Here is a 25,733-nt window from a genome sequence, read left to right on the forward strand (position 1 = left end):
GGTTTCAGCACTCGATGACGTTGACCGCGAGGCCGCCGCGGCTGGTTTCCTTGTACTTGTCCTTCATGTCGCGGCCGGTGTCGCGCATGGTCTTGATCACCTTGTCGAGGCTGACGCGGTGCTTGCCGTCGCTCTTCAGGGCCATGCGGCTGGCGTTGATGGCTTTCACCGAGCCCATCGCGTTGCGTTCGATGCAGGGAATTTGCACCAGGCCGCCGATCGGGTCGCAGGTGAGGCCGAGGTTGTGTTCCATGCCGATCTCGGCGGCGTTCTCGACCTGCATCACGTTGCCGCCGAGGGCAGCGGTGAGGCCGCCAGCGGCCATCGAGCAGGCCACGCCGACTTCGCCCTGGCAGCCCACTTCGGCGCCGGAGATCGAGGCGTTTTCCTTGTACAGGATGCCGATCGCGGCGGCGGTGAGCAGGTAATTGATGATGCCTTCGTCGTCCGCTTTCGGGCAGAAGCGCAGGTAGTAATGGCCGACCGCGGGCACGATGCCGGCGGCGCCGTTGGTCGGCGCGGTGACGACGCGGCCGCCGGCGGCGTTTTCCTCGTTTACTGCCAGCGCATAGAGGTTCACCCAGTCGAGGATGGTCAGCGGATCCTTCAGCGCGGCTTCGGGCTGGTCGCGCAGGTCGGCCAGCATTGCCGGCGCGCGACGGGTCACTTTCAGGCCGCCGGGCAACACGCCGGGCGAACGCAGGCCGCGTTCGACGCAGTCCTGCATCGCCTTCCAGATGGTCAGCAGGCCGACGCGGGTCTCCGCCTCGGGGCGCCACACGCTCTCGTTCGCCATCATCAGCTGGGCGATGGTCAGCTTGTGCTGTTTGCACAGCGCCAGCATTTCGTCGCCGCTGCTGAACGGGTAGGGCTGGGCAGTGGTGTCGGCGACGATGCGGTCTTCGGCCGCTTCGTCGGTGTTGACCACGAAGCCGCCGCCGACCGAGTAGTAGTCGCGGCTGGCCAGTTCGTTGCCGTCGGCGTCGTACGCACTGAAACGCATGCCGTTGGTGTGGAACGGCAGTTTCTGGCGCTTGTTGAAGACCAGGTCGGCTTTCTCGTCGAAGGCGACTTCGTGCTTGCCGAGCAGGCGGATGCGGCCCGTGCCGCGGATGCGTTCGAGCGTGGCGGGGATCTGGTCGGGATCGACCGTATCCGGGTGCTGGCCCTCGAAGCCGAGCAGCACCGCCTTGTCGGTACCGTGGCCGCGGCCGGTCATCGCCAACGAGCCGTACAGCTCGGCGCGCACGCGGGTCACGCGGTCGAGTACGCCCTTTTCTTCCAGCCAGCGTTCGGCGAAACGCGCGGCGGCGCGCATCGGCCCCACCGTGTGTGACGACGAAGGTCCGATGCCGATCTTGAACAGGTCGAATACGCTGACGGCCATGGGCTCTGCTGCTGGTTATGTGGGTTGAGCGGCTATTCTACGCGGCACCCCCGCCCATTCGCAGCCGCATGCCCGACCTGATCCTGTACCAGCGCGACTACTGTCACCTGTGCGACCTCGCACTGGCCGTGCTGGCCGAGGCGCGCGCGCCGGATTTCGACAGCGTGTGGGTGGATGACAGCGCTGCGCTGGAACAGCTTTACGGCACCCGCGTGCCGGTATTGCGTGATGGGCGGGACGGGCGTGAACTGGATTGGCCATTCGATGCGGCCGCGGTGCGCGCATTTCTGGCGAAGTGAACTCCCTCCCCTGCCAGCAGGGGGAGGTTAGGAGGGGCTAAGCGCGGCGGGCTTTCAACCGCTTGAGGATTTCCTCGCGCGCCTCGCGCAGGATCGAGTCGCGGTCGAGGCTGGCGACGATGTCGGCGACGGCGCGTTTGGCGCCGGCTTCGCCCCAGGACTTGCCGGCGATCAGGTAGCGTTCGGCGGCGCGGCCGATCAGCACGGTGGCGTACCAGCCCAGCGCGCCTTGCGCCGCGGCGGTGACCACGACCGACAGGCCGGCGCTCATGCCTTTCAATGCCGAGGCGACCAGTTGCATGCCCCAGATCGCACCCATCAGCGCGGCCAGTTGCGCCGAGATCACCGCCACCAGCCGGCCGGATTCGGCACGGGTCAGCGGCAGGCCGTAGACCCGCGACAGCTGCACCACCATCGCCGCGTCCAGCCCGGCGGCGGCGAGCAGGTCGGCCACCGGGATCGGGTTCAGCGCCACCGCCACGCCCTTGGCGAGGCAGTATTGGCGGATCAGTTTCGCGGCCACGGCCTGACGCGTCTGCGCAATGCGTGCGCTGACCTGATCGGTGAGCCGGCCGGCGTACAAGCCGGCGTTGATCGCCGACAGCGTCTTGCCTTCGCGCGCGGCGATCGCCAGCAGGCGCTCGCGCAGGGCGGCGACGTCGGGAAGACGTGGTTGCTCGCGCACCTGTTCGTGCCCGCGCGCGTCGACCTCGACCACGCGTTGCGCGGCAGGATGCGCCGCCACCGCAAGCACGTCTTCCGCGCGCACCAGGCCGGCCACGCGCAGGCGCAGGTGCTGCAGCAGGCTGTCCAGTTCGTCGCGGCCGTAGCGGTCGGCCTTGTTCAGCGCCAGCAGCAGCGGGCGCTGGGTGGCGGCGAGCGTCTTCAGCGCGTCGAGTTCCTCGCGGGTAAGGTCGCCATCGCAGACGAACACCACCAGGTCGCTGACCTCGGCCACCTCGAACGCCAGGCGCTCGCGCGCCTCGCCGTCGAGTTCGTTGATGCCAGGCGTGTCGATCAGCACCAGGCCGTCGTGCTGCGCCTCGTCCAGCATCGCGTGTTCGGCATCGGTGGTGGTGCCGTGCAGGACGCCCACCGTGAACGCCTCGCGGCCGAGCAGGGCATTGCCCAGCGCCGACTTGCCGGCGGAGACGCGGCCGAACACGGCGACGTGCAATTCGCCGCGCTCGAGCTTGTGCAGCATGGCCTCGATGCGCGCGAAGTCGCTGGCCAGCTCGCTGCGCAGCGCGGCCGGGATGGTCGGATCGTCCAGCAGCGCACGCAGACTGTCGGCGACCCGCGTCGAACCGACCGTGTCGCGGGGTGGCGGCGTGGCCACGGGGCGGCCCGGATCAGGCCTGATCCGGTCGGGCCTGATCGAGCCGGGCCTGATCAGGCCGCGCAGGCGTTGCCACAACGTGTCGCTCGCCATCGCGGCGGGGTTACTTCGGTGCCAGCTGCAGGTGCGCGGTGACCTTCACGTCGCCGCCGATCACCGAGGTGTCGGCGTAGTCGCCGGTGCCCACGCCGAAGTCCAGCCGCTTCACCATGCCGGCCACGTCCAGCGTGGCGCCGCCGGCCCGCGGCTTGAACGTCACCTCGAGGCTCACCGGTTTGGTCACGCCGCGCAAGGTGAGCGTGCCGTCGGCGATCACCTTGCCGCCGCTCTGGCGGAAGCCGGTGGTGACGAAATGGGCTTTCGGGAATTTCGCCGTGTCGAAGAAATCCGCGCCGGGCAGCGCGCCGTCGCGATCGGCGTCGCCGGTCTTCACGCTGGACAGGGTCACTTCCACGTCGAACTTCGAGTTGGCGAGGTTCGCCGCGTCGTAGCGGATCGCCGCGGTCCACTGGCCGAACCGGCCGTTGAACGATTCACCCTGGAAGGTGTTGCTGAAGCCGAGCGTGCTGCCCGCCGGCTGCACGGCGTAATCGGTGGCAGCCGCGGCGCAAGGCAGGGCGAGCGCCAGCAGCAGGATGGCGAGACGTTTCATCGGTGGTCTCCTTCGGAAGGGGGGCGCAGACGGCCGAACGGCAGCATCCGGCGCAGCACGTTGTCGTTGTCGAACACATGATGTTTCAGTGCACCGCCGACATGCGCCACCAACACCAGCAGCAGGAACCAGAACAGGTACTCGTGCACGCCGTGCGCAAAATCGCGCAGCGCGTCGTTCTTCGCCACCAGCGCCGGCAGGTTGAACTGCTTGAACCACTGCAGCGGTTTGCCGGTGACCGAATTGAACCACCAGCCGCTGAGCGGCAGCAGCACGATCAGCACGTACAGCACGCCATGCGCCGCTTGCGCGGTGAGTCGCTGCCAGCGTGGCATGGGCTCGTCGGGCGGACGGCGGTCGGCCCAGCGCCACGCGATGCGCAGCAGCACCAGCGCCAGCACGGTCAGGCCGATCGACTTGTGCAGGGCCAGCCAGTTGATCTTCTGCATCGGTGAATGCGCCAGGTCCATCAGCAAGCCGAACAAGCCGTTGCCGAGGATGCCCAGCGCGATGACCCAGTGGAAGAATTTGGCGACCGAACCCCACTGGCGGTCGTTGCTGCGCAAACTCATGGTTGCTCCTTCATGGGTGGAACGGCGTGCTCGTCGCTGGTCGCCTCCAGTTCCAGCCACACGCTGACCTGCGCGCCGATCGAGTTGGGGTTGGCGGTGATGCCGAAGCTGTTGCGGTCCAGGCTGGCGGTGGCCGAGAAGCCGGCCACCTTGTGCGATTCGTAGATGGTCTTGGCGGCGCGGTTGAAAGTGAACGCCAGATCCAGCGGACGGGTGACGCCGCGCAGGGTCAACTGGCCGTGCAACACGCCGTGCTGGTCGTCCGTGCGCTCGACACCGGTGCTGCGGAAATGCGCGTAGCGGTGGTTCGCGCAGTCGAGCAGGGCCGGCTTGCACACCGCCTTGTTCCAGTCGGCGTCGCCCATGTCCAGGCTGGCCAGGTCGATGTCCAGTTCGGTGGCTGCCGTGCTCCAGTCGCCCGGGTCGAAACGCAGCCAGCCGCGCGCGATGTGCAGCCGCCCGAACGGTCGCGAATAGCCGTTGTGGCTGATGCTGAAGACGACCTGGCTGTGCACCGTGTCGTAGCGCCAGCCGTCCCCGGCGGCATGCGCCGCCGCCAGCGGTAGCAGGGTCGCCGCGAGACACCACAGCCAGCGGATTGAGTGCAAACGGAACATGCGGTGAAGTCTGGCCGATTGACGCCGAGGCTGCCAGCGCCGGTGGCTGAACAATGGGTTTCCGGGGGCGAGCCAATCGGCGAGGCTCGCCGAAAAAACCCGTTCGCCCCCGGATCAAGTCCGGGGCAGGCTCTGAGCTTGTCGAAGGGCGTTGCGTGACGCTGGGCCATCAGATCCTTCCGTTCGTCCTTCGACAGGCTCAGGACGAACGGAAGGGGGCAGGCTCGGGACAAATGGAAGGAGCGACAGGCGAGGGCGAACGGAAGGCTTCGGCAGGCAGAGTTTGCTGTCGAAGCCGCCACGTCTTCAGAACGTGCGCTGCACCGAGTAGTCGGCCAGGGTGGCCAGCGCGTCGCGGTGGGCTGAGGGGGGCAGGGTGGCGAGGGCGGCGCGGGCGGCACGGGCGTGCAGCAGGGCACGCTCGCGGGTGCGTTCCAGCGCGCCGGAGTCGCGGATCGAGGCGATGATGCGATCCAGCGAGTCGAGGCCGCCGTGCTCGATCGCGTGGCGCAGCGACTGCGCCTGCTCCGGGTTGGCCTTTTCCAGCGCGTAGATCAGCGGCAGGGTCGGCTTGCCCTCGGCGAGGTCGTCGCCGATGTTCTTGCCCAGCGTGCCGGCGTCGCTGGTGTAGTCGAGCAGGTCGTCGGCGATCTGGAACGCGTAGCCCAGTTCCATGCCGTAGCGGCGCAGCGCATCCACCTGCTCTTCGGGCAGGCCGCCGAGGATGCCGCCCAGTTCGGTGGCGGCGGCGAACAGCACGGCGGTCTTGCGTTCGATCACGGCGAGATAAGCAGCCTCGCTCACGTCGGCGTTGCCGATGTTGAGCAACTGCAGCACCTCGCCTTCGGCGATGGTGTTGGTGGTGTCGGCGAGGATGCGCATGATGCGCATGTCGTCCAGTTCCACCATCAGCTGGAATGAGCGCGAATACAGGAAGTCGCCGACCAGCACGCTGGCGGCATTGCCCCACAGCGCGTTGGCGGTCTTGCGGCCGCGGCGCAGGTCGGATTCGTCGACCACGTCGTCGTGCAGCAGGGTCGAGGTGTGGATGAACTCGATGATCGCGGCGAGCTTGGTGTGGTGTTCGCCGTGGTAGCCGGCGGCACCGGCGGCCAGCACGTGCAACATCGGGCGCAGCCGCTTGCCGCCGCCGGCGATGATGTGGTCGGCGATCTGGTTGATCAGCACCACGTCGGAAGACAGCCGCTGGCGGATCAGCGCGTCGACACGCTGCATGTCGGCGGCGGCGAGGTCGCGCACCTGGGCGAAGTCGGCGGGGCGGGTGGCGTCGGCGGGCATCGAATTCATGGAGGCATCACAGCGGCGTAGGACGTGATTATAGAGGGTGCAGGAAGTTGCGCCGCGACATGTCGCCACAAACCGCTGCGCGGGGCGCGACCCTATAATGCCGGCAATGCCCCTATCGACACCTCTCCCCCGGTGAGCAAACTCACGAGCCTGGAACTGCGCAGCGCGCTGACGCTGGCCTGCGTGATCAGCCTGCGCCTGTTCGGCCTGTTCCTGATCATGCCGGTGTTCTCGCTGTACGCGAAGACGATGCCCGGCTCCACCGGCTTCATGATCGGGCTGGCGCTGGGCGTCTACGGCATCGGCCAGGTACTGCTGCAGATCCCGCTGGGGCTGCTGTCCGACCGCGTCGGGCGCAAGCCGGCGATCACCCTGGGATTGATCCTGTTTGCCATCGGCGGGCTGATCGCGGCGATGTCGCATACGCTGACCGGCATCGTGATCGGCCGCGCGGTGCAGGGCATGGGCGCGGTGGCCGGCGCGGGCATCGCGCTGGCGGCGGATCTCACCGCCGAGGAAAACCGCGGCAAGGTGATGGGCATCATCGGCGTGTCGATCGGCCTGGCGTTCCTGCTGGCGCTGATCCTGGGACCGCCGCTGGAGGCGATCGCCGGGCTGCCCGGCCTGTTTGCCGCCACCTCGATCCTGGCGCTGGTTTCATTGCTGCTGCTGTGGCTGATCGTGCCTACGCCGGAGCGCCCGCGCGCACCGGCCGCGGCGGGTTTCGGCCCGGTACTGGCGATGCTGCGCGACAGCCGCATGCTGGTGCTGAACGGCTCGGTGTTCTTCCTGCATGCGCTGCTCACCGCCAGCTTCGTCGGCCTGCCGTTGCTGCTGGCGGACACGTTGCACCTGCCGGTGAACCGGCATTGGGAGCTGTACCTGCCGGTGATGACGGTGGCCGCGTTCGTGATGGGCGCGACCATGCACCACATGCGCGAGATCGCGCAGAGCCTGCGCATCGTTATGGTGTGCGTGGTGGCGATCGGGCTGGCCCTGCTCGGTTTCGCGCTGTCCGGCAGCCACCTGGCCGCGTTCGGCGTGGCCGCGGCGGTGTTCTTCTCCGCGTTCAACCTGCTGGAGGCAGCACTGCCCAGCCTGGTCTCGCGGCTGGCGCCGGCGCACCTGCGCGGTGCCGCGATGGGCGCGTATTCGACCAGCCAGTTCCTCGGCGCCTTCGTGGGTGGCACGCTGGGCGGCATCGCGCTGGGCCGGCTCGGCCCCGACGGCGTGTTCGTCTGCGCCGCGGCGCTGACCCTGCTGTGGCTGCCGCTGGTGATCGCCGGCTCGCGGCGGATCGGTCGCGCGGCCGTCGCACAGGCACTGCCCGTTTAGGAACCCGAGGGGTTTGCAATAGCCGCCCGGCGGCCCAATCATGGGTGCGCGCGGCGTGGCCGCATCGTGCACCGGGTACCGCTCCGATGGCTCATGAAATCATCGCGCTGATCGCGCAGTACGGCGTGCTGCTGGTGTTCCTCAACGTGCTGGTGACCCAGCTCGGTGCGCCGGTGCCGGCGGTGCCGACGCTGGTGGTGGCCGGTGCGTTGGCGGCGGGCGGGCAGGTGCCGGTGGTCGGCGTGCTGCTGGTCACCGTGATCGCCTGCTTGCTCAGCGACGCACTGTGGTACGCGGCCGGCCGGCGCTACGGCGCGGGCGTGATGCGCCTGCTGTGCCGCATCTCGCTGTCACCGGATTCGTGCGTGCAGCGCTCCGAACTGCAGTTCCAGCGCTGGCGCGGACAGGTCCTGCTGATCGCCAAGTTCGTGCCCGGGCTGGCCACGGTGGCGCCGCCGCTGGTGGGCGCGATGGGCCTGGCACCGTCCGCGTTCGTGCTGTTCGACGGACTGGGCTCGCTGCTATGGGCGGTCGTGGCGATCGGGCTGGGCTATGCCTTCGCCGCGCAAATCGACGACCTGCTGGCCGCCATCGCGAATGCCGGCACGCTCGCGCTGGAGGTGCTGCTGGGCCTGCTGGCGCTGTATGTCGTCGCGCGCTGGTGGCAGCGCCGGCACCTGCTGCGCACGCTGCGGATGGCGCGCATCACGGTCGAGGAGCTGGAGCGCGCGTTGAAGTCGGAGCCGGCACCGGTGGTGCTCGACGTGCGGGCGGAAGGATCGCGGCTGCTCGATGCGCGGGTGCTTCCCGGCGCACTGCTGCTCGACAACCGCGGCATCGACCGCAGCGTGCACGACATTTCGTTCGATCGCGAGCTGGTGGTCTACTGCAACTGCCCGAACGAGGTGTCCGCGGCCAGGGTCGCCAAGGTCCTGATCGCCCAGGGATACCGCCGGGTGCGCCCATTGCTGGGCGGGCTGGAGGCGTGGGACGCGGCCGGCTATCCGGTCGACCGGCTGCCTTCGCCGGTGGGCGTTGCGGATGACGGGGTCGCACGCGCTACCGGCTGATCGCTACGCGCCGAAAATTTACGCGTTGCATACGCGGATCGGCCGAATCGCTACCCCTTTCTTATGCGGCGCTTCCTACAGTGCCCGCCTCATCCCGTGAGGCGACCCCGATGGATTTCGTCTACCTGTTGTTCCTGCTCGTGCTGTGCGCGGCCGCGCTCGGCTTCCTGCTGCTCTGCGACCGGCTCAGCCCGCGCAAGTGAGCCGCGCCTGCCGCTCTCCTCATCCGCCTTCCCAAGCGTGAGTTCCCTGCCATGAATGTCCTTTATGTCCTCGCCACGCTGATCGCGGTGGCGTTGACCGGCTACCTGTGCGTGGCCCTGCTCAAACCGGAGTGGTTCGAATGACCACCAACGATTTCCTGCAGACCGGCCTGTTCCTGCTCGTCTTGCTGCTGCTGGTGAAGCCGGTCGGCAGCTACATGGCGCTGGTGTTCGCCGATGCGCCGAACCGCATCACCCGCTTCGGCGGCCGCATGGAGCGCGGCATCTATCGCTTGTGCGGCATCCGCAGCAGCGAGGAGATGAGCTGGAAGCGCTATGCGCTGGCCATGCTGCTGTTCAGTGTGCTCGGTCTGCTGGTGGTGTATGCGCTGCAACGCCTGCAGGGGTGGTTGCCGCTCAATCCACAGCATTTCGGCGCAGTGTCGGCCGAGTCGTCGATGAACACGGCGATCAGTTTCATCACCAATACCAACTGGCAGGGTTACGGCGGCGAGTCGACGATGAGCTACCTGACCCAGATGCTGGGACTGGCGGTGCAGAACTTCCTGTCCGCAGCGACCGGCATCGCGGTGCTGGTGGCGGTGGTGCGCGGCTTCAGCCGGCGCAGCGCGCTCACCATCGGTAATTTCTGGATCGATCTCACGCGCAGCGCGCTGTATGTGCTGCTGCCGCTGTCGCTGCTGCTGACCTTGCTGCTGGTATCGCAGGGTGTGGTGCAGAACTTCAGGCCCTATGCGGACGTGCCGGTGGTACAGGCCACCAGCTACACGGAGACGGTAAAGGACGCCGCCGGCAATAGCGTGACGCGCGACGTTCCGGTCACCACGCAGACCCTGCCGATGGGCCCGGCGGCCTCGCAGATTGCGATCAAGCAGCTGGGCACCAATGGCGGCGGGTTCTTCAACGTGAACTCGGCACATCCGTACGAGAACCCCACGCCGTTCAGCAATTTTCTCGAGCTGCTCTCGATCCTGCTGATTCCCGCGGCGCTCTGCTACACCTTCGGCATGATGGTCGGCGACCGCCGCCAGGGCTGGGCGCTGCTGCTGGCGATGCTGCTGATCTTCGTGCCGCTGCTGCTGGCCTGCACGGCGGCGGAGCAGGCTGGCAATCCCGCGCTGGCACCGCTGGGTGTCGACCAGCACGCCTCGGCGTTGCAGGCCGGCGGCAACATGGAAGGCAAGGAGACGCGCTTCGGCATCGTCAACTCCACGTTGTGGGCCACCGCGACCACGGCCGCGTCGAATGGCTCGGTGAACGCGATGCACGACTCGTTCACCCCACTCGGCGGCCTGGTACCGATGTGGCTGATCCAGCTGGGTGAGGTGATTTTCGGCGGCGTCGGCTCGGGCCTGTACGGCATGCTTGCCTTTGCTGTCGTCGCGGTGTTCATCGCCGGGCTGATGGTGGGCCGCACGCCGGAATACCTCGGCAAGAAGATCGAAGCCTACGAGATGAAGATGGCTAGCCTCGCGGTGCTGCTGCCGTGTGCACTGGTGGTGATCGGCACGGCGATCGCGGTGATGGTGCCGGCCGGCGTGGCAGGCATCGCCAACCCCGGCGCGCACGGCTTCAGCGAGATCCTTTACTCGGTCAGCTCGGCGTCGAACAACAACGGCAGTGCGTTCGGTGGTCTCTCGGCGAACACGCCGTTCTGGAACGTGCTGCTGGGCATCTGCATGTTCTTCGCGCGCTTCCCGCTCGCCATCGCGATGCTGGCCATGGCCGGCTCGCTCGCCGCCAAGCGTCACGTGCCCGAATCCGCCGGCACGCTGCCGACGCATACGCCGTTGTTCGTCACGCTGCTGGCCTGCGTGGTGATCGTGGTCGGCGCACTCACCTTCCTGCCGGCACTGGCCCTGGGGCCGATCGCCGAATCCCTGATGTCGGGACACTGAACCATGACCGCACATACTCAAGCTGTTGGTGGCTTCGATCGCGAGCTGATTCTCACGGCGATGGCCGATGCGTTCCGCAAGCTGTCGCCACGGATGCAGTTCCGCAATCCGGTGATGTTCGTGGTGTTCGTCTGCAGCGTGCTGACCACGGCGCTGTGGGTGCAGGCGCTGGCCGGCCGCGGCGAGGCGCCCACCGGCTTCATCTTCTGGGTCAGCCTGTGGCTATGGTTCACCCTGCTGTTCGCGAACTTCGCCGAGGCACTGGCCGAAGGCCGCGGCAAGGCGCAAGCCAATGCGTTGCGCGGCTCGCGCAAGGACGTTATCGCGAAGAAGCTCGCCGCGGCCGACCGCAACGCGGCGATCACCTTCACGCCGTCCAGCGAGTTGCGCAGCGGCCATCACGTGCTGGTCGAGGCAGGCGAGCAAATGCCCGGTGACGGCGAGGTGGTGATCGGCGCGGCCAGCGTGGACGAGAGCGCGATCACCGGCGAATCCGCGCCGGTGATCCGCGAGTCCGGCGGCGACCGCAGCGCGGTTACCGGCGGCACCCGCGTGCTGTCGGACTGGCTGGTAGTCCGCATCACCAGCAATCCGGGCGAGAGCTTCCTCGACCGCATGATCGCGATGGTGGAAGGCTCCAGGCGGCGCAAGACGCCGAACGAGATCGCGCTGACGATCCTGCTGGCGAAGTTCACCCTGATCTTCCTGCTCGCCTGCGCCACCTTGCTGCCGTACTCGATCTACAGCGTGCAGGTGGCCGGTAGCGGCAACCCGATCACGCTGACCGTATTGATCGCGCTGCTGGTCTGTCTGATCCCCACCACGATCGGTGCACTGCTTTCGGCGATCGGCATTGCCGGGATGGACCGGATGATTCGCGCCAACGTGATCGCCACTTCCGGCCGCGCGGTCGAGGCGGCCGGCGACGTCGACGTGCTGTTGCTGGACAAGACCGGCACGATCACCCTGGGCAATCGCCAGGCGGTGGCGTTCTACCCGGCGCCGGGTATCGACGAAAAGATCATGGCCGAGGCCGCGCAGCTGGCCTCGCTGGCCGACGAAACGCCGGAAGGTCGCAGCATCGTGGTGCTGGCGAAGGACAACTTCGGCCTGCGCGAGCAGCAGCTCGAGGCGATGCACGCGCAGTTCGTGCCGTTCACCGCGCAGACGCGCATGAGCGGCGTCGATTTCGGTACGCGGCAGATCCGCAAGGGCGCGCTGGACGCCGTGGAGAAACATCTGCAGGCGCAGAACAGCCACCTGCCGCCGCTGGTCAAGCGCATGGCCGAGGACATCGCGCGGCGTGGCGCCACCCCGCTGATCGTGACCGAGGGCGATCGTGCGCTGGGTGTGATCGAGCTGAAAGACATCGTCAAGGGTGGCATCAAGGAGCGTTTCGCCGAGATGCGCAAGATGGGCATCAAGACCATCATGATCACCGGCGACAATCCGCTCACGGCTGCGGCTATTGCAGCGGAGGCTGGCGTCGATGATTTTCTCGCCGAGGCCACGCCGGAAGCGAAGCTGAAACTCATCCGCAGCATCCAGGCCGAGAACCGGCTGGTGGCGATGTGTGGTGACGGTACCAACGATGCACCGGCGCTGGCGCAGGCCGACGTGGCGGTGGCGATGAACACCGGTACGCAGGCCGCGAAAGAGGCCGGCAACATGGTCGACCTCGATTCCAACCCGACCAAGTTGATCGAGGTGGTGGAGATCGGCAAGCAGATGCTGATCACCCGCGGCTCGCTCACCACGTTCTCGATCGCCAACGACATCGCGAAGTATTTCGCGATCATCCCGGCTGCGTTCGCGACTACCTACCCGGCGCTCAACGTGCTCAACGTGATGCATCTGGCGACACCGCAGAGCGCGATCCTGTCGGCAGTGATCTTCAACGCGCTGATCATCATCTTCCTGATCCCGCTGGCGCTGAAAGGCGTGAAGTACCGCGCACTCGGCGCCGGTGCACTACTGCGCCGCAACCTGCTGGTCTACGGCCTGGGCGGCATCGTGGTGCCGTTCCTCGGCATCAAGCTGATCGACCTGTCGCTGGTCCTGCTGGGGCTGTCCTGATGCGCATCCTTGTCATCGCCACGCTCGCCGCGGCACTCGTCCCTGGCCTCGCCGACGGCATGCTGGCAAGCAACATCACCGGCAATATCGCGCTGACCTCCGACTACATGTTCCGCGGCCTCACCCAGAGCTGGGGTCGCCCGGCGATCCAGGGTGGTGCCGACTACGCCAACCCGAACGGTTTCGCCGCCGGCTTCTGGGGTTCCAGCATCAGCGAGCGCAGCTATCCGGGCGGCGCGATGGAGCTGGATCTGTATGCCAGCTACGGTCAGGCGATCAACAGCGACTGGTCGTGGCGCGCCGGCATCTATGGCTATGTCTATCCCGGTGCCAGCCTCGATCAGGCCGGGTTGGCGTCGCGCTCGCTCAACACGGTCGAGGCCAATGCCGCGTTGACCTGGAAGCAGTTCACGCTGAAGTACAACCATGCGTTCACCGACTACTTCGGCGTGGACACCGAGCAGGGCTATCGTGGCGATTCGAAAGGCACCGGTTACCTGCAGCTGGACGCCGCGTTCCCGTTGAACGACGCATGGAGTCTGGCGCTGCACGCCGGCCACACGCACTACACCACCACCCTGGTCACACCGCTGGCCAGTAGTGCGCGCGACCCCAGCTACAGCGATTTCGGTGCCACGCTGAAGTACCAGCTCGCCACGCACTGGTCGCTGAGTGCGGGCCTCACCTATGCCACCCATGCGGATTTCTACCGCCGCACTTCCAGCTTCCTCGACGCCAGTGACACACGCAATGTCGGCGGTTCGCGCGGCTTCGTGATGCTGCAAGGAAATTTCTGAGGAACATCCCATGAGCAAACTGTTACGACAATCCTTCGTCCTGCTGTTGCTGATGACCGTGATCACCGGCGTGCTCTATCCGCTGGCCACCACCGGGCTGGCCCAGCTGATCTTCCCGCACCAGGCCAACGGCAGCCTGATCGTGAAGGATGGCGGGCCGATCGGCTCCGTGCTGATCGGCCAGTCGTTCAGCGACCCGAAGTACTTCTGGGGCCGGCCGTCGGCGACCTCGCCGAATGCGTACAACGCCAGCGCTTCGTCGGGTTCCAACCAGGGTCCGACCAATCCGGCGCTGACCGAGGCGGTGAAGCAGCGCATCGCCGCGCTACACGCGGCCGATCCGGGCAACAGCGCGCCGGTGCCGGTGGACCTGGTCACCGCCTCGGGCAGCGGACTCGATCCGGAGATCAGTCCCGCCGCGGCGCAGTACCAACTGGCGCGGGTGGCAAGGGCGCGTGGACTGAGTCCTGCGCGGGTGCAGGCGCTGGTGAACGCATGCACCCGCGGCCGCCAGTTCGGCCTGCTCGGTGAGCCGCGGGTGAATGTGCTGCAGCTCAACCTGGCGCTGGATGCGGCGCAGACGCATGGCAGCTGATCGCGCTACCGTAACGCCATTTCCCGGACCGACCCTGGCATGAGCGAACCCTCCCGCGAAGCACGCGCCGATGCCCTGCTCGGCACGGCGCACGACGACAGCCGGCGGCTGAAGGTGTTCCTCGGCGCCGCGGCGGGCGTCGGCAAGACCTACGCCATGCTGTCGGCCGCGCGCGAGTTGAAGCGGCAGGGCGTGGACGTGGTGGTCGGCCTGGTCGAGACGCACGGCCGCGCCGAGACGGCGGCGCTGCTGGAAGGGCTGGAGGTGCTGTCGCGCCGGAAGGTGAACTATCAGGGCCGCGATTTCACGGAGTTCGATCTGGATGCCGCGCTGGAGCGCCGGCCGGCCGTGCTGCTGGTGGACGAGCTGGCCCACAGCAACCTGCCCGGCGGGCGGCACGAGCGGCGCTGGCAGGACATCGCCGAGCTGCTCGACGCCGGCATCGAGGTATACACCGCGCTGAACGTGCAGCATCTGGAGAGCCTCGCCGACCAGGTGCGGCGGATCACCGGGGTCAACGTGCGCGAGCGGGTGCCGGATGCGTTCCTCGACCGCGCCCGCGACATCGTGCTGGTCGACCTGCCGCCGCGCGAACTGATCGGGCGGCTGAAGCAGGGCAAGGTCTACGTGCCGGAGACTGCAGCGGCGGCGCTGGATGCGTTCTTCTCGCCGACCAACCTGGGCGCGCTGCGCGAGCTGGCGATGGACACCATGGCCGGCCACGTCGACAGCGACCTGCGCGAGTCGATGCTGGCGCGCGGCGGCACGATGCCGGTGCGCCGGCGCGTGCTGGCGGCGATCGACGGCCATGCGCAGAGCGAATACCTGGTGCGCGTGGCGCGGCGCATCGCCGAGCGCCGCGGCGCGCCGTGGAGCGTAGCCTTCGTCGACACCGGCGCACGGCTGGAGCCGGCCCGGCGTGAACGGCTGGAAGCGGCGCTGCGGCTGGCGCGCCGGCTCGGCGGCGACACCGTGGTGCTGCGCGGCGCGACCATCGCCGACGAACTGCTGGCGCATGCCGACCGCGAGGGCGTGGGCCAGATCCTGCTGGGGCGTACCCGCGAGCGCCTGCTGGCGCGCATGGTCGGCCGCTCGCTGACCCAGCAGCTGCTGCGCCGCGGCGCGCACCTGGAGCTGACCATCATCGCCACGCCGAGCGAGCGGGCGGCGTCGCGGCGACGGCTGCGTTTTCCCGGCGGGCGGGGTTCGCGCGGCGAATACGTCTACGCCACACTCGCCGCGCTGGTCGCGTTGGGCCTGTCGTTTGTCGCCGATCGCTACCTGTCGGTGGCCAATCTGTCGCTGATCTTCCTCACCGCGGTGCTGGCGGTGGCGGTACGCACGCGCATGATGGTGGCCGTCTATACCGCCATGCTGTGTTTTCTCGGCGACAACTTCTTCTTCGCGCCGCCACGCTACACGCTGGCGATCGCGAATTTCGACGACGTGCTGGCGGTCAGCCTGTTCCTGATCGTGGCGCTGGTGTGCAGCCACCTGGCGACGCGGCTGGCCAGCCAGGTGGAATCGCTGCGCGGTGCCCAGGTGCAGTCGCGCGCGCGGCTGGTGCTGGGCCAGCGGCTGGCCGCCAGCACCGACGCCGAGGGCATCCGCAAAGCGGGCGCCATCGCCCTGGCGCAGGCCTTGCGCGGCGAGGCGACGATCCTCGTCCGCGATGCCGGCGGCCGGTTGCAGGTAGCTGCCTGCGCGCCGCATGAATTCGCCTTGTCGACGCAGGACCTGGCCGCCGCCGACTGGAGCGAACGGCACGCGGCACAGGCCGGGCGGCATACCGATACGCTCAACGCCGCGCCGTGCTGGATGCTGCCGTTCGGCGGCGAGGAAAACCGGCTTGGCGTGGCCGCATTGCGTTTTGCCGCGGACAGCAGCGCGCCCGACCAGGACCAGCGCAGCCTGGCGCTGGCGATGGTGCAGGACATCGGCCAGGCACTGGAACGCGCGCGCCTGGCCGACGAACTGGAGGGCGCCCGCGTGCAGGGCGAGACCGAGCGTCTGCGCAACGCGCTGCTGTCGTCCGTATCGCACGACCTGCGCTCGCCGCTGGCCTCGATGATCGGCGCGGCCGACACGCTGGCCAGCTACGGCGAACAGCTGCCGCCGGGCGAGCGCCGCGAGTTGCTGGAGGCGATCCTGGGCGAGGGCCAGCGGCTGGACCGCTACATCCAGAACCTGCTCGACATGACCCGGCTCGGCCACGGCACGCTCAAGCTCAACCGCGACTGGACCGATGTCGCCGAGATCGTCGCCGCCGCGGTCGGTCGCCTGTGCAAGCTGTTCCCGACCCTGCGGGTGGAGACCATGCTGCCGCCCGACACGCTGCTGCTGTTCGTGCATCCGGCGCTGATCGAACAGGCGCTGTTCAACATCCTGGAGAACGCCGCGCGCTTCTCGCCCGCCGACGAAGCGGTGCAACTGGTGGTGCGCGGCGAGGGCGACCGGCTGCTGATCGACGTCAGCGATCGCGGCCCCGGCATCCCGGAGGCGGAGCGGGCGCTGATCTTCGACATGTTCTATTCGGTGTCGCGTGGCGACCGCGCCAGCCAGGGCACCGGCCTCGGCCTGGCGATCTGCCGCGGCATGATCGGCGCCCATGGCGGCAGCGTGGAAGCGTTGCCGCGCGACGGCGGCGGCAGCACGATCCGTATTACCCTGCCGCTGCCTCCACCCCCCGACCGTGCGCCATGAATGCCTCGCCCCGCGTGCTGGTGATCGACGACGAACCGCAGATTCGCCGCTTCCTCGACATCGGCCTGCGCGCCGAAGGCTACGAGGTACTGCTGGCCGCCACCGGTGAGGAAGGCCTGGCGCTGGCGGCCACGCAGTCGCCGGACCTGGTGATCCTCGACCTCGGTCTGCCCGACATGGAGGGTCACGCGGTACTGGTCGAGCTGCGCCAGTGGAGCCAGCTGCCGGTGCTGATGCTGTCGGTGCGCAACGCCGAGAGCGAGAAGGTGAGTACGCTGGACCACGGCGCCAACGACTACATGACCAAGCCGTTCGGCATCCAGGAACTGATGGCGCGGCTGCGCGCACTGCTGCGCAACCGGCCGGGCGAGCCGGAACATCCGCCGCGTTACGACGACGGCCATCTGGCCGTCGACCTGGCGCGCCGCGAGGTGAGCCTGGACGGTGCGCCGCTGGCACTGACCCGCAAGGAATACGCCGTGCTGGCGCTGTTGCTGCAGCACGCCGGTCGCGTGGTCACCCAGCAACAGCTGCTGCGCGAGGTGTGGGGACCAACCCACACCAGTGACAGCCAGTATCTGCGTATCGTGATCGGCAAGCTGCGGCAGAAACTGGGCGACGACCCGGCCAACCCGCGCTGGCTGAAGACCGAGCCCGGCGTGGGCCACCGCTTCATCGTGAACTGAACGCCCCGGCATCCGCGGGTCGGTGCCGACCGCCGGCAGCGGACGGCGCCGACCCGCGGTTCAGGTTTTCCGCGTCTGGACTCGGCCCTTCCCGCGGTTATGATAGCCAGCCTGATTCACCACTCCGGCCGCAACCCATCGCATACTTGCGGCCGGCTCAACGAGGACATTCCCATGGCACGTGGCGTCAACAAAGTCATCTTGATCGGCAACCTGGGCTCGGATCCGGAGCTGCGCAGCACCGGCGGTGGCACCAGCATCTGCAGCTTCAGTCTGGCCACCTCCGAATCCTGGACCGACAAGCAGTCCGGAGAGAAGCAGGAACGTACCGAGTGGCACCGTATCAAGATTTTCGGTCGTCTCGGCGAGATCGCCGGCGAGTACCTGAAGAAGGGGCGTCAGGTCTACATCGAAGGTTCCATCCGCACCGACAAGTTCACCGGCAAGGACGGCGTCGAAAAGTACTTCACCGACATCATCGCCAGCGAGATGCAGATGCTCGGCGGCGGCAGTGAAGGCGGCGCGGGCGGTGGCGGCTTCCAGCGCGAACGCCCGCAGAGCGGCGGCGGCCAGCGCCAGGGCGGCGGTCAATCGCGCGGCGGCGACGACTACGGCAGCCAGCGCCAAGCCCCGGCTCCGGCCGACAGCGGCTTCGCGGACGACGAGATCCCGTTCTAGAGGACACCTATCTAGAAGTGTTGATTTAAGTTTGAAAAGCCCTTGCTCTTGCAGGGGCTTTTTCTTTCCCGCTTTGTTTTCGACTAGGTAGCTTTAGACAGATTTTTGAATGCCATCGCCAGCGTATGCAGCGCATTGCGCGATCGGCGGTCATGCAGCGCCGAATACAGCACCACCTCGTGCGTGGGTAGCGGAGGCAATGAAAGCGCGTGGCCAATATCGATGGTGCCAGACGGCGCAGCACGCTTCGGCAGCACGGCAACTGCCAATCCAATCGTCGCTGCAGCCCCCACCACGGCGGCGCCCTTGCCGATAAACACCTCCGTCCAGGCGATGCCGGCACTATCAAGCGCACGGACCGCTGCCGCACGGATGCTGCATGTTTCCCCCTGGGTCGCTAGCGGCAACGGTTGACCTGCACGCGGCTGCCAGTGCGGGGCGGCGATCCAGGCGAACGATTCGGCGAACAGCACTTCGCCGTTGCGACGACGATCTTCCGGCTGCAATACCAGGGCAGCATCCAGCGCGCCATCGTCATAGGCCTTGAGCACTTCGTTCGAGCCGGCCACGCGTAGCTCGATCAGCAGATTCGGATCGTGCTCGTTCATCCAACGCAACAAGCCGGGCAACTCGCTGCCCACCAGTTGGTGGCTGATGCCGATAACCAGTCGGCGCTGCTTCACTTCAAATGAGGCGATGGCGCGTTCATGCGCCCCAACCAACTCGCGCGCGGCCTCCATGAAAGCGGCCCCCTCGGCAGATAGCCGCACTTGGCGCGGCGTTCGCTCCAGCAGCCGTCGGCCCAACTGGTCTTCCAGCCGGCGCAATTTCAGGCTGATCGCCGATTGCGTGCTGTCCAGCGCGTCTGCGGCGCGGGTGAAGCTCTGTAGTTCGGCGGTCAGGACAAAAGCCTTGACGGCATCCAGGTCGAGGGATTTCATGGCTTATCCATGTCATTTTTAAATGACTGAAATACGTATTCATATGTTTTCTAAATGGATGATAGCGCACACACTGCGCCGCACATCGTCCATCGAAGCGGCAAATCTTTCGTTGGCCGGCTTCCAGTCATCACCTAAACAGGTACGTGCTCATGCGCTCGCTCTGGCGCGGTCTGCTGACGCTGCACGGCCATGTCGTCGATTCGCGTCGCACGCTCCGATGGGCCGATCCGTCCGCATGGAAAGCACAACAGAACACCGAAAGGACGAATGCATCAGGCAACCACACCGCCGATTTGGCAGAACCTTGCAGGATATCCAGTCATGAAATCAGCAAAGACATTTCTATTCGCCCTTCTGACCCTTCTCCCGATCCACGCGGTCACCGCCTCGGAGCCCGATAAAATGAATACAGTGGCTGCCATCGAAGGCACCTGGACGCTTGCCTTTGCCGACGTCAAACATCCGGATGGAACGCGCACACATGACTACGGCGATGCTCCCAAGGGCAGGCTGCAGATCGATCATGCCGGGCACTACTCGCTGTTTGTCCTCGACAACTCGCGCCCCAGGTTCGCCGCCAATGACAAGAAGGCAGGGACGCCAGGTGAATTCCGGGCTGCCACGCTGGGAGCAAGCGCTCATTTCGGCACCGTCGATATCGACCCCGTGAAGGGCACGCTTACCTTCCGTATCGAGGGAGCGACGTATCCGAATTGGGAGGGAGCTACCCAGGTGCGCAGTTATGTGCTGAGCGGTGACGTGCTGAGCTACGAGGTGCCGCCGCGACCGAATGGCGATATCCCGATGACGGGGTGGAAGAAACTACGCGTTGATTGAGGCGCGTGGATATACGCTTTCGAGATCCCGTCGTGGACATCTATTGATACGGATCCCTGCGTTTCAGAGTCGTTCGCCTCTCTTTGCCGTCATCCCTGCGAAGGCAGGGATCGCACTTCACTGTTGTAGAGCGATTTCTGCCTTCGCAGGAATGACGGCCGTGGAGAACGAGCCTGTAACAGAGTGTTTCGCAGCGGCTTACTTCAGCTGCACCGTGTTGTTGCCACGGTCGACGTCGGGTAGCGCATGCGTCGGATCGATACTGACGGACTTCGCCTTGCGCGTGCCGTCCACGTGCACGACGTAGCTGCGGTGTTGCTGCCAGGTTTCCCACGGCACACGCACGTCCTGCTTGCTGCCGTCGTCGTAGGTCACTTCGAGGGTGGCGGGGAGAACGAGCTGGTCGAGGTTGGCGACGGTGACGTCGAGGCCCTTGCGGTAGTCGCCGTCGGTGTAGGCGGCTTTTTGCACGGCGATGTCGAATTGCCAGTTGTGTTGGAACCAGCCGCGCCAGAACCAGCCCAGGTCTTCGCCGGTGTCGCTTTCCATGAAGCGGAAGAAGTCCGACGGGCTCGGGTGCTTGTACGCCCAGGTGGCGATGTAGCGGCGGAACGCCGGGTCGAAGCGTTCCGGCCCGATGATCTGTTCGCGCAGCAGCACGAGGCCGAACGCGCCCTTGAAGTAGCTGATCGGGTGGCGGTACTTCTCCGGCGTCATGTCGGCGCCGTTGAGCAGGGCGGGTGCGGCGGGATCGGCCAGCACGGCGGCGATCTCGTCGGCCGGGTTGCCGCCGCCGGGCGCGTATTCGCTGTCGCGCTTGGGCGCGTATTCGCCGTGGTTGAAGGCGTCGTCTTCGTAGACGTCGATGAAGGTGTTGAAGCCCTCGTCCATCCACGCGTCGCGGCGCTCGTTGCTGCCCACGATCATCGGGAACCAGCTGTGGCCGATCTCGTGCGCGATCACCATGTGCAGCTTGCTGCCCTTGGCCAGTTTGTGGTCGAAGGTGATGCCCGGGTATTCCATGCCGCCAGCGGTGCCGGCCTCGTTGATCGCCACCGGCCACGGGTAGGGATACCACTGCTTCGAGAAGTGTTCGGTGGAAGCCTTGAGGTATTCGGTGGCGCGGCCCCAGGCGGCGTTGCCGCCGCTTTCGGCGGGATAGACCGACATCGCCAGCGCGGTCTTGCCCTCGGGCAGGTTGATCCGCGCGGCGTCCCACACGAACGCCTTCGAGGCGCCAAACGCCACGTCGCGGGTGTTCTGCATGCGGAAGTGCCAGGTCAGCGTGCCGCTCTGTTTTGGACGGCTGGACGGCTGGGTGACTTCTTCCGGCGTGCGGATCATCACCGTGGCGTCGCTGTGGCGGGCCTGCTCCAGCCGCTGCCGTTCGGTCTTCGTCAGCACCTCGTCGGGGTTCACCAGCTCGCCGGAGCCGGCCACGACCATGTCCCACGGCACGGTGATCGCGTAGTCGAAGTCGCCGTATTCCAGGTAGAACTCGCTATTGAGGTAGGGCGCGGTGTCCCACCCGCGCAGGTCGTCGTACACGGCCATGCGCGGGTACCACTGCGCGATCTCGAAGATCTCGCCGTTCTTGCTGGGATTGACGTCGGTGCGCCCGCCGAATTCGCCGGGCACGGTGTAGCTCCACGCGATGTGCAGGCGCAGGCTGCCGCCGTTGCCCTTCAGCGCCGCGGGCAGTTGCACCTGCATGCGCGTGTCGGAAACCAGCCATTTCACTGGCTGCCTGCGACCGTGCGCGTCGTCCACTTCGACCGAGGCAATCTGGTAGCCGTCGGTGAACTCGGTGGGGAACTTGCTGGTGAACGCGCCGCGGGCGTCGTGGCGATAGCGGTTCTGGTCCAGCTGCAGCCACAGCACGTCGAGCGCGTCGGGGCTGTGGTTGGTGTAGCTGATCACCTCGCTGCCGCGCAGCTGCCGCGTGGCCGGATCGAGCGTGGCGGTGATCGTGTAGTCGGCGCGGTTCTGCCAGAACAGCGGGCCGGGCTTGCCGCTGGCCGAGCGATAGGCGGTGGCCGGCTGCGGGTAGCTGTACGGGGCGAAGGTCTGCAGCGGGTCGAAGCGCGCCGTGGCGCCGTCGGCGGCGAACGCAGGCGCGGCCAGCAGGGTGGCGGCCGTGATGGCGAGGGAAATCGCTAACTTCATCGTGCAGTGCCTTGAGGGAGAGTGGTGGATCACGGCTGGCCGCCGGCGCGCAACAGCGCCAGCACTTCGTGGCAGGCGCCCATGGTGTGGTAGTCGGTCTTGCCGGCCGGGCTTTTCTCGTCGTCGTACTTGCGGTTGTCGCGGGTGAGGATGCGGTACCAGGCGCCGTAACGGTGGTCGACGAAATGCTGCCACGCGTACGCCCACAACTTCCCGTACCAATCGTCATAGGCGGGCTCGCCGGTGCGCGCGTGCAACCGTGCGGCGGCGGCCAGCGATTCGGCCTGCACCCAGAAGTACTTGTCGTCATCGCAGACGCTGCCGTCGGGCGCGAAGCCGTAGCAGATGCCGCCGTACTCGCTGTCCCAGGCGCGCGCCAGCGCGGTGTCGAACAGCTGCCGCGCGGTGGGCAGCAGCCAGTCCTCGTCGTAGCCGCGTGCGCGCAGCAGCGGCTCCATGATCAGCAGCAGCTTGGCCCACTCGGTCTGGTGGCCGGGCTGGAAGCCCCACGGGCGGAACAGGTGCTTAGGATCGTCGCGGTGGTAGTTCCAGTCGATGGCCCAGTCGCGGTCGTAGTGCTCCCATACCAGCCCGCCGGCCAGCGCGGCTTGGCGGCGGGTCATGTGGTCGGCGAGGGTGTACGCGCGGTCGAGATAGCGCGGCTCGCTGCTGGCCTGGTAGGCGGCCAGCATCGCCTCGCACATGTGCATGTTGGCGTTCTGGCCGCGGTAGTCGCTGAAGTGCCAGTTCGCATCGGCCTCGTCGCGGTACAGGCCGGCGTCGGCGTCCCAGTAGTGCTGTTCCAGCAGGTGCCAGGTTTCGTCCATCCACGCGGCGGCTTCGCCGATGCCGGCCTTGCGCGCGCTGGCATAGGCGAGCAGCACGAAGGCCACGCCGTAGGCATGGTTGGTGCGGTCTTCCGGCTGCTCGTCGCGGATCGTCCAGGCGTAGCCGCCGGTGTACGGGTCGCGATGCACTTCGCGCAGGTAGCGCAGGCCATGGCGGGCCGCTTCGAGGTATTCACTGCTGGAAGCCGCGGCGTTGTCGAACTCGATCGCCGCCATCGCGTAGTTGAAGACGAAGCGGGTACTGCTGACCAGGTGCCGGTGGGTGCGGTCGTAGATCGTGCCGTCGTCGCGGAAGTAGTGGAAGAAGCCGCCTTCCGGGTCGATCGCGCGCGGGTGGTAGAACGCCATCGTCTGCGCGATGTGCTCGCGCAGGAAATCGGCGGAGCGGAAGTCGGGAGTGGCGTTCATGCCTGTTGCTCCATGAAGGCCAGCACCTCGTCGCCGCGCGGCATCGCGGCGAACGAGCCCTGGCGGGTAACGGTGAGGGCGCCGCAGGCGGCGGCGAAGCGCAGCATCGCGTGCAGGCGCGGCAGTTCGGTGACCAGCCGGTCGAGCCGTTCGGCGCCGGCGTCGAGGTCGGCCAGGCAGCACAGCAGGCCGCCCATGAAGGCATCGCCGGCGGCGGTGGAGTCGACCACGGCGACCGCGTAACCGGGCAGCTCGCCTTCGGCGTCGGGGTGGAACCAGCGCAGCGGCCTGGCGCCGTCGGTCACCACCATCAGCCGGGTGCGGCCCAGCCACAGGCGGTCCAGCGCAGCCTGCTCGCCGTCCGGCGCCAGCCAGGCGAATTCCTCGGCGCTCAGCTTCACCACGTCGGCCAGGTGCAATGCCGGCCACAGCAGCGGGTGCGGATCGACATCGGCCGGCCACAGCGCGGGGCGCAGGTTGAGGTCGAAGCTGACCAGCGCACCGACGCCGTGCGCGCGCTGCATGCCTTCGCGGGTGGTGGCGGCGAGCGTCGGGTCGGTCATGCTGTTCGAGCAGACGTGGAACACGGCGACGTCGCAGAAGGTGTCGGCGCGGAAGTCGGCCGGCTGGAACAGCAGGTCGGCGGTGTTGTCGCGGTAGAAGCTGAAGCTGCGTTCGCCGTGTGCATCCAGGGTGACGAAGGCCAGCGCACTGTTTGCCGTATCGGTGCGCACGACGTCGGCGGTGCCGACGCCGGCCTGCTGCAGGCTGTCGAGCAGGAAGTCGCCGAAGCGGTCGCGCGCGAGCATGCCGGCGAAGCGCGCGTGTCCGCCGAGCCGCGCGGCGGCGACCGCCACGTTGGCCGGCGCGCCGCCGGCGAACGGCGTGAAGCGCGCAGCGAAGCCGCGCGCGTCGAGGCCGTCGGCGTGCAGGTCGATCAGTGCCTCGCCGAAGCACAGGATGGGTCGCATGGCCATCGTCAATGATTTTCGTCGGTGGCCGGCGGCGGGGTGCTGCGGATCTTCGAGCCGCTGACGCCGTAGAACACGATGTACAGGTAGCACAGCAGCGGCAGGAAGAACGCGTGCTGCAGGCCGATGTGATCGGCGAACACACCCTGCACGTAGGGAATGATCGCGCCGCCCACGATCGCCATGATCAGCAGACTGGACGCCTTGCTGGTCATCGGCCCCAGCCGCTCGATGCCGAGCGCGAAGATGGTCGGGAACATGATCGAGTTGAACAGGCCGATCGCGATGATGCTGTACATCGCCACGTTGCCGCTGCTCAGCATGGTGGTCAGCACCAGCAGCGCGTTGATCGCGGCGAACAGGGCAAGCAGCTTGCGCGGCGAGAACTTCGCCATCAGCGCCGAACCGACGAAGCGGCCGACCATCGCGCCGCCCCAATACCACGATACGTAGTGCGCGGCCTGCTGCTCGCTGATGTGGCCGATCTCCGGCATCGACAGGTAGTTGACCATGAAGCTGCCGATCGACACTTCCGCGCCGACGTAGAAGAAGATGCCGAGCACGCCGAACAGCACGTGCGGATGGCGCAGCACCTCGACGAAGCCGTGGCGGTCGTGGTCGCCCCTGTCGGTGGCCTCGGTCAGCGCCGGCAGGCGGAACAGCCACACGAAGATCGCCAGCAGGAACAGCACCACGGCCAGCCCGATGTACGGGAACTGCACCGCCTGCGCCTGCTGGGTGTCGTAGAGCAGGCGCTGCGCCGGTTCCAGCGCGGTCAGTTCGGCCGGGCTCTTCACCACGTTGGACAGGATCAGCAGGCCGCCGAACAGCGGCGCCAGCGTGGTGCCCAGCGAATTCAGCGCCTGCGCCAGGGTCAGCCGGCTGGAACTGGTTTTTTCCGGACCCAGCAGCGCCACGTACGGGTTGGCCGCCACCTGCAGCACGGTGATGCCGGTGGCCAGCACGAACAGCGCGCCGAGGAACGCCGGGTACAGGTGCAAGCTGGCCGCCGGCCAGAAGCCGAGTGCGCCGACACCGGCGATCGCCAGCCCGGCCACGATGCCCTTCTTGTAGCCAAGCGCGGCGATCAGCCGGCCGGCCGGCATCGCCATCAGGAAGTACGCGCCGAAGAAGGTGAACTGCACCAGGATCGCCTGGGCGTAGTTGAGCTGGAAGATCGACTTCAGGTGCGGGATCAGGATGTCGTTGAGGCAGGTCAGGAAGCCCCACATGAAGAAGATGGTGGTGAGCACGCCCATCGCCATCGGGTAGTCGGTATAGCGCTCGCCATGTGCGGGCGAGTCGGGCGTCGGTGACGGAACT

At 67.2% G+C, this 25,733-nt stretch carries 23 protein-coding genes; 12 read left to right on the forward strand and 11 right to left on the reverse strand.

Translation table 11 applies throughout. The features are described 5' to 3' along the window. Positions 1-4: 4 nt before the first annotated feature. Positions 5-1,387 carry an L-serine ammonia-lyase gene (locus ASG75_RS12285; protein WP_056389749.1) on the reverse strand — a complete coding sequence of 461 codons (1,383 nt, stop codon included), beginning with the start codon at positions 1,385-1,387 and terminating at the stop codon, positions 5-7. A gap of 68 nt (positions 1,388-1,455) precedes the next feature. Here ASG75_RS12285 and ASG75_RS12290 point away from each other — a divergent pair, with 68 nt between their 5' ends. Next, complete coding sequence (locus ASG75_RS12290) at positions 1,456-1,686, forward strand: glutaredoxin family protein (protein ID WP_056389751.1); 231 nt, start codon at positions 1,456-1,458, stop codon at positions 1,684-1,686. Between the two features lie 37 nt (positions 1,687-1,723). Here ASG75_RS12290 and ASG75_RS12295 read toward each other — a convergent pair whose 3' ends face one another. The 5 genes from ASG75_RS12295 to ASG75_RS12315 all read right to left on the reverse strand — a co-directional run bounded on the left by ASG75_RS12295 (position 1,724) and on the right by ASG75_RS12315 (position 6,174). Next, a complete protein-coding gene (locus ASG75_RS12295; protein ID WP_056389754.1) occupies positions 1,724-3,118 on the reverse strand; it encodes a GTP-binding protein in 1,395 nt (464 codons plus the stop codon). A gap of 10 nt (positions 3,119-3,128) precedes the next feature. After that, a complete protein-coding gene (locus ASG75_RS12300; protein WP_056389757.1) occupies positions 3,129-3,677 on the reverse strand; it encodes a YceI family protein in 549 nt (182 codons plus the stop codon). After that, positions 3,674-4,249 (reverse strand): cytochrome b, encoded by a 576-nt coding sequence (locus tag ASG75_RS12305; RefSeq protein ID WP_056389760.1) that lies wholly within the window; start codon positions 4,247-4,249, stop codon positions 3,674-3,676. Before ASG75_RS12305 ends, ASG75_RS12300 begins: the two co-directional genes overlap by 4 nt. Further along, positions 4,246-4,866 (reverse strand): YceI family protein, encoded by a 621-nt coding sequence (locus ASG75_RS12310; RefSeq protein ID WP_056389763.1) that lies wholly within the window; start codon positions 4,864-4,866, stop codon positions 4,246-4,248. The genes ASG75_RS12305 and ASG75_RS12310 overlap by 4 nt, the downstream gene beginning before the upstream one ends. A 306-nt stretch (positions 4,867-5,172) precedes the next feature. Further along, positions 5,173-6,174 (reverse strand): polyprenyl synthetase family protein, encoded by a 1,002-nt coding sequence (locus ASG75_RS12315; protein WP_056389766.1) that lies wholly within the window; start codon positions 6,172-6,174, stop codon positions 5,173-5,175. Positions 6,175-6,306: 132 nt separating this feature from the next. Here ASG75_RS12315 and ASG75_RS12320 point away from each other — a divergent pair, with 132 nt between their 5' ends. The 10 genes from ASG75_RS12320 (at position 6,307) to ssb (ending at position 18,236) form a co-directional block, all read left to right on the forward strand. Further along, on the forward strand, positions 6,307-7,509 hold the full coding sequence (locus ASG75_RS12320; protein WP_056389771.1) for an MFS transporter: 1,203 nt from the start codon (positions 6,307-6,309) through the stop codon (positions 7,507-7,509). A gap of 98 nt (positions 7,510-7,607) precedes the next feature. Then, complete coding sequence (locus ASG75_RS12325) at positions 7,608-8,579, forward strand: DedA family protein/thiosulfate sulfurtransferase GlpE (RefSeq protein ID WP_200935705.1); 972 nt, start codon at positions 7,608-7,610, stop codon at positions 8,577-8,579. Between the two features lie 254 nt (positions 8,580-8,833). Further along, positions 8,834-8,926, forward strand: coding sequence for a K(+)-transporting ATPase subunit F (gene kdpF / locus ASG75_RS16035; RefSeq protein ID WP_082547600.1), 93 nt, complete (start codon positions 8,834-8,836; stop codon positions 8,924-8,926). Further along, complete coding sequence (gene kdpA / locus ASG75_RS12330) at positions 8,923-10,701, forward strand: potassium-transporting ATPase subunit KdpA (protein ID WP_056389776.1); 1,779 nt, start codon at positions 8,923-8,925, stop codon at positions 10,699-10,701. Before kdpF ends, kdpA begins: the two co-directional genes overlap by 4 nt. Positions 10,702-10,704: 3 nt before the next feature. Next, positions 10,705-12,777: a potassium-transporting ATPase subunit KdpB gene (kdpB, locus tag ASG75_RS12335; RefSeq protein WP_056389779.1), complete on the forward strand. Its 2,073-nt coding sequence runs from the start codon at positions 10,705-10,707 to the stop codon at positions 12,775-12,777. Next, positions 12,777-13,574, forward strand: a complete 798-nt coding sequence (locus ASG75_RS12340) for a TorF family putative porin (protein WP_056389782.1) — start codon at positions 12,777-12,779, stop codon at positions 13,572-13,574. The genes kdpB and ASG75_RS12340 overlap by 1 nt, the downstream gene beginning before the upstream one ends. A gap of 10 nt (positions 13,575-13,584) precedes the next feature. Then, a complete protein-coding gene (gene kdpC / locus ASG75_RS12345; protein WP_056389785.1) occupies positions 13,585-14,169 on the forward strand; it encodes a potassium-transporting ATPase subunit KdpC in 585 nt (194 codons plus the stop codon). A gap of 39 nt (positions 14,170-14,208) precedes the next feature. Further along, positions 14,209-16,872 carry a sensor histidine kinase KdpD gene (locus ASG75_RS12350; RefSeq protein WP_056389788.1) on the forward strand — a complete coding sequence of 888 codons (2,664 nt, stop codon included), beginning with the start codon at positions 14,209-14,211 and terminating at the stop codon, positions 16,870-16,872. Then, the gene (locus tag ASG75_RS12355) at positions 16,869-17,558 is read left to right on the forward strand and encodes a response regulator transcription factor (protein WP_056389790.1); all 690 of its coding nucleotides are present in this window, start codon (positions 16,869-16,871) and stop codon (positions 17,556-17,558) included. Before ASG75_RS12350 ends, ASG75_RS12355 begins: the two co-directional genes overlap by 4 nt. Before the next feature lie 174 nt (positions 17,559-17,732). Next, positions 17,733-18,236 carry a single-stranded DNA-binding protein gene (ssb, locus tag ASG75_RS12360; protein ID WP_056389793.1) on the forward strand — a complete coding sequence of 168 codons (504 nt, stop codon included), beginning with the start codon at positions 17,733-17,735 and terminating at the stop codon, positions 18,234-18,236. A gap of 83 nt (positions 18,237-18,319) precedes the next feature. Here the strand turns inward: ssb and ASG75_RS12365 are convergent, their stop codons facing one another. After that, positions 18,320-19,177 (reverse strand): LysR family transcriptional regulator, encoded by an 858-nt coding sequence (locus ASG75_RS12365; protein WP_056389796.1) that lies wholly within the window; start codon positions 19,175-19,177, stop codon positions 18,320-18,322. A gap of 324 nt (positions 19,178-19,501) precedes the next feature. Between ASG75_RS12365 and ASG75_RS12370 the strand changes: the two genes are divergently transcribed. Next, positions 19,502-20,017 carry a lipocalin-like domain-containing protein gene (locus ASG75_RS12370; protein ID WP_056389799.1) on the forward strand — a complete coding sequence of 172 codons (516 nt, stop codon included), beginning with the start codon at positions 19,502-19,504 and terminating at the stop codon, positions 20,015-20,017. Positions 20,018-20,215: 198 nt separating this feature from the next. Here ASG75_RS12370 and ASG75_RS12375 read toward each other — a convergent pair whose 3' ends face one another. Genes ASG75_RS12375 through ASG75_RS12390 form a run of 4 tightly spaced genes read right to left on the reverse strand, consistent with a single transcriptional unit; the run spans position 20,216 to position 25,675 of the window. After that, positions 20,216-22,183, reverse strand: a complete 1,968-nt coding sequence (locus tag ASG75_RS12375; RefSeq protein WP_056389802.1) for a M1 family aminopeptidase — start codon at positions 22,181-22,183, stop codon at positions 20,216-20,218. A 29-nt stretch (positions 22,184-22,212) separates the two neighbouring features. Beyond that, positions 22,213-23,439: an AGE family epimerase/isomerase gene (locus tag ASG75_RS12380; RefSeq protein WP_056389805.1), complete on the reverse strand. Its 1,227-nt coding sequence runs from the start codon at positions 23,437-23,439 to the stop codon at positions 22,213-22,215. After that, positions 23,436-24,416 carry a carbohydrate kinase gene (locus tag ASG75_RS12385; protein ID WP_056389809.1) on the reverse strand — a complete coding sequence of 327 codons (981 nt, stop codon included), beginning with the start codon at positions 24,414-24,416 and terminating at the stop codon, positions 23,436-23,438. The genes ASG75_RS12380 and ASG75_RS12385 overlap by 4 nt, the downstream gene beginning before the upstream one ends. 2 nt (positions 24,417-24,418) lie before the next feature. After that, on the reverse strand, positions 24,419-25,675 hold the full coding sequence (locus tag ASG75_RS12390) for a sugar MFS transporter (protein WP_235580241.1): 1,257 nt from the start codon (positions 25,673-25,675) through the stop codon (positions 24,419-24,421). Positions 25,676-25,733: the final 58 nt, after the last annotated feature.

The sequence above is a fragment of the Rhodanobacter sp. Soil772 genome (assembly GCF_001428385.1).
Classification (GTDB): Bacteria; Pseudomonadota; Gammaproteobacteria; order Xanthomonadales; family Rhodanobacteraceae; genus Rhodanobacter.

Excerpts from the sequence above, each read along its gene's own strand:
- ASG75_RS12290 (WP_056389751.1), top strand. The coding sequence starts at position 1,456 with ATGCCCGACCTGATCCTGTACCAGCGCGACTACTGTCACCTGTGCGAC.
- ASG75_RS12340 (WP_056389782.1), top strand. The coding sequence starts at position 12,777 with ATGCGCATCCTTGTCATCGCCACGCTCGCCGCGGCACTCGTCCCTGGC.
- ASG75_RS12375 (WP_056389802.1), bottom strand. The coding sequence starts at position 22,183 with ATGAAGTTAGCGATTTCCCTCGCCATCACGGCCGCCACCCTGCTGGCC.
- kdpB (WP_056389779.1), top strand. The coding sequence starts at position 10,705 with ATGACCGCACATACTCAAGCTGTTGGTGGCTTCGATCGCGAGCTGATT.
- ASG75_RS12355 (WP_056389790.1), top strand. The coding sequence starts at position 16,869 with ATGAATGCCTCGCCCCGCGTGCTGGTGATCGACGACGAACCGCAGATT.
- kdpA (WP_056389776.1), top strand. The coding sequence starts at position 8,923 with ATGACCACCAACGATTTCCTGCAGACCGGCCTGTTCCTGCTCGTCTTG.
- ASG75_RS12285 (WP_056389749.1), bottom strand. The coding sequence starts at position 1,387 with ATGGCCGTCAGCGTATTCGACCTGTTCAAGATCGGCATCGGACCTTCG.
- ASG75_RS12310 (WP_056389763.1), bottom strand. The coding sequence starts at position 4,866 with ATGTTCCGTTTGCACTCAATCCGCTGGCTGTGGTGTCTCGCGGCGACC.
- ASG75_RS12370 (WP_056389799.1), top strand. The coding sequence starts at position 19,502 with ATGAAATCAGCAAAGACATTTCTATTCGCCCTTCTGACCCTTCTCCCG.
- ASG75_RS12295 (WP_056389754.1), bottom strand. The coding sequence starts at position 3,118 with ATGGCGAGCGACACGTTGTGGCAACGCCTGCGCGGCCTGATCAGGCCC.
- ASG75_RS12385 (WP_056389809.1), bottom strand. The coding sequence starts at position 24,416 with ATGGCCATGCGACCCATCCTGTGCTTCGGCGAGGCACTGATCGACCTG.
- ASG75_RS12315 (WP_056389766.1), bottom strand. The coding sequence starts at position 6,174 with ATGAATTCGATGCCCGCCGACGCCACCCGCCCCGCCGACTTCGCCCAG.
- ASG75_RS12390 (WP_235580241.1), bottom strand. The coding sequence starts at position 25,675 with ATGGCGATGGGCGTGCTCACCACCATCTTCTTCATGTGGGGCTTCCTG.
- ASG75_RS12300 (WP_056389757.1), bottom strand. The coding sequence starts at position 3,677 with ATGAAACGTCTCGCCATCCTGCTGCTGGCGCTCGCCCTGCCTTGCGCC.
- ASG75_RS12350 (WP_056389788.1), top strand. The coding sequence starts at position 14,209 with ATGAGCGAACCCTCCCGCGAAGCACGCGCCGATGCCCTGCTCGGCACG.
- ASG75_RS12305 (WP_056389760.1), bottom strand. The coding sequence starts at position 4,249 with ATGAGTTTGCGCAGCAACGACCGCCAGTGGGGTTCGGTCGCCAAATTC.
- ASG75_RS12365 (WP_056389796.1), bottom strand. The coding sequence starts at position 19,177 with ATGAAATCCCTCGACCTGGATGCCGTCAAGGCTTTTGTCCTGACCGCC.
- kdpF (WP_082547600.1), top strand. The coding sequence starts at position 8,834 with ATGAATGTCCTTTATGTCCTCGCCACGCTGATCGCGGTGGCGTTGACC.
- kdpC (WP_056389785.1), top strand. The coding sequence starts at position 13,585 with ATGAGCAAACTGTTACGACAATCCTTCGTCCTGCTGTTGCTGATGACC.
- ssb (WP_056389793.1), top strand. The coding sequence starts at position 17,733 with ATGGCACGTGGCGTCAACAAAGTCATCTTGATCGGCAACCTGGGCTCG.
- ASG75_RS12380 (WP_056389805.1), bottom strand. The coding sequence starts at position 23,439 with ATGAACGCCACTCCCGACTTCCGCTCCGCCGATTTCCTGCGCGAGCAC.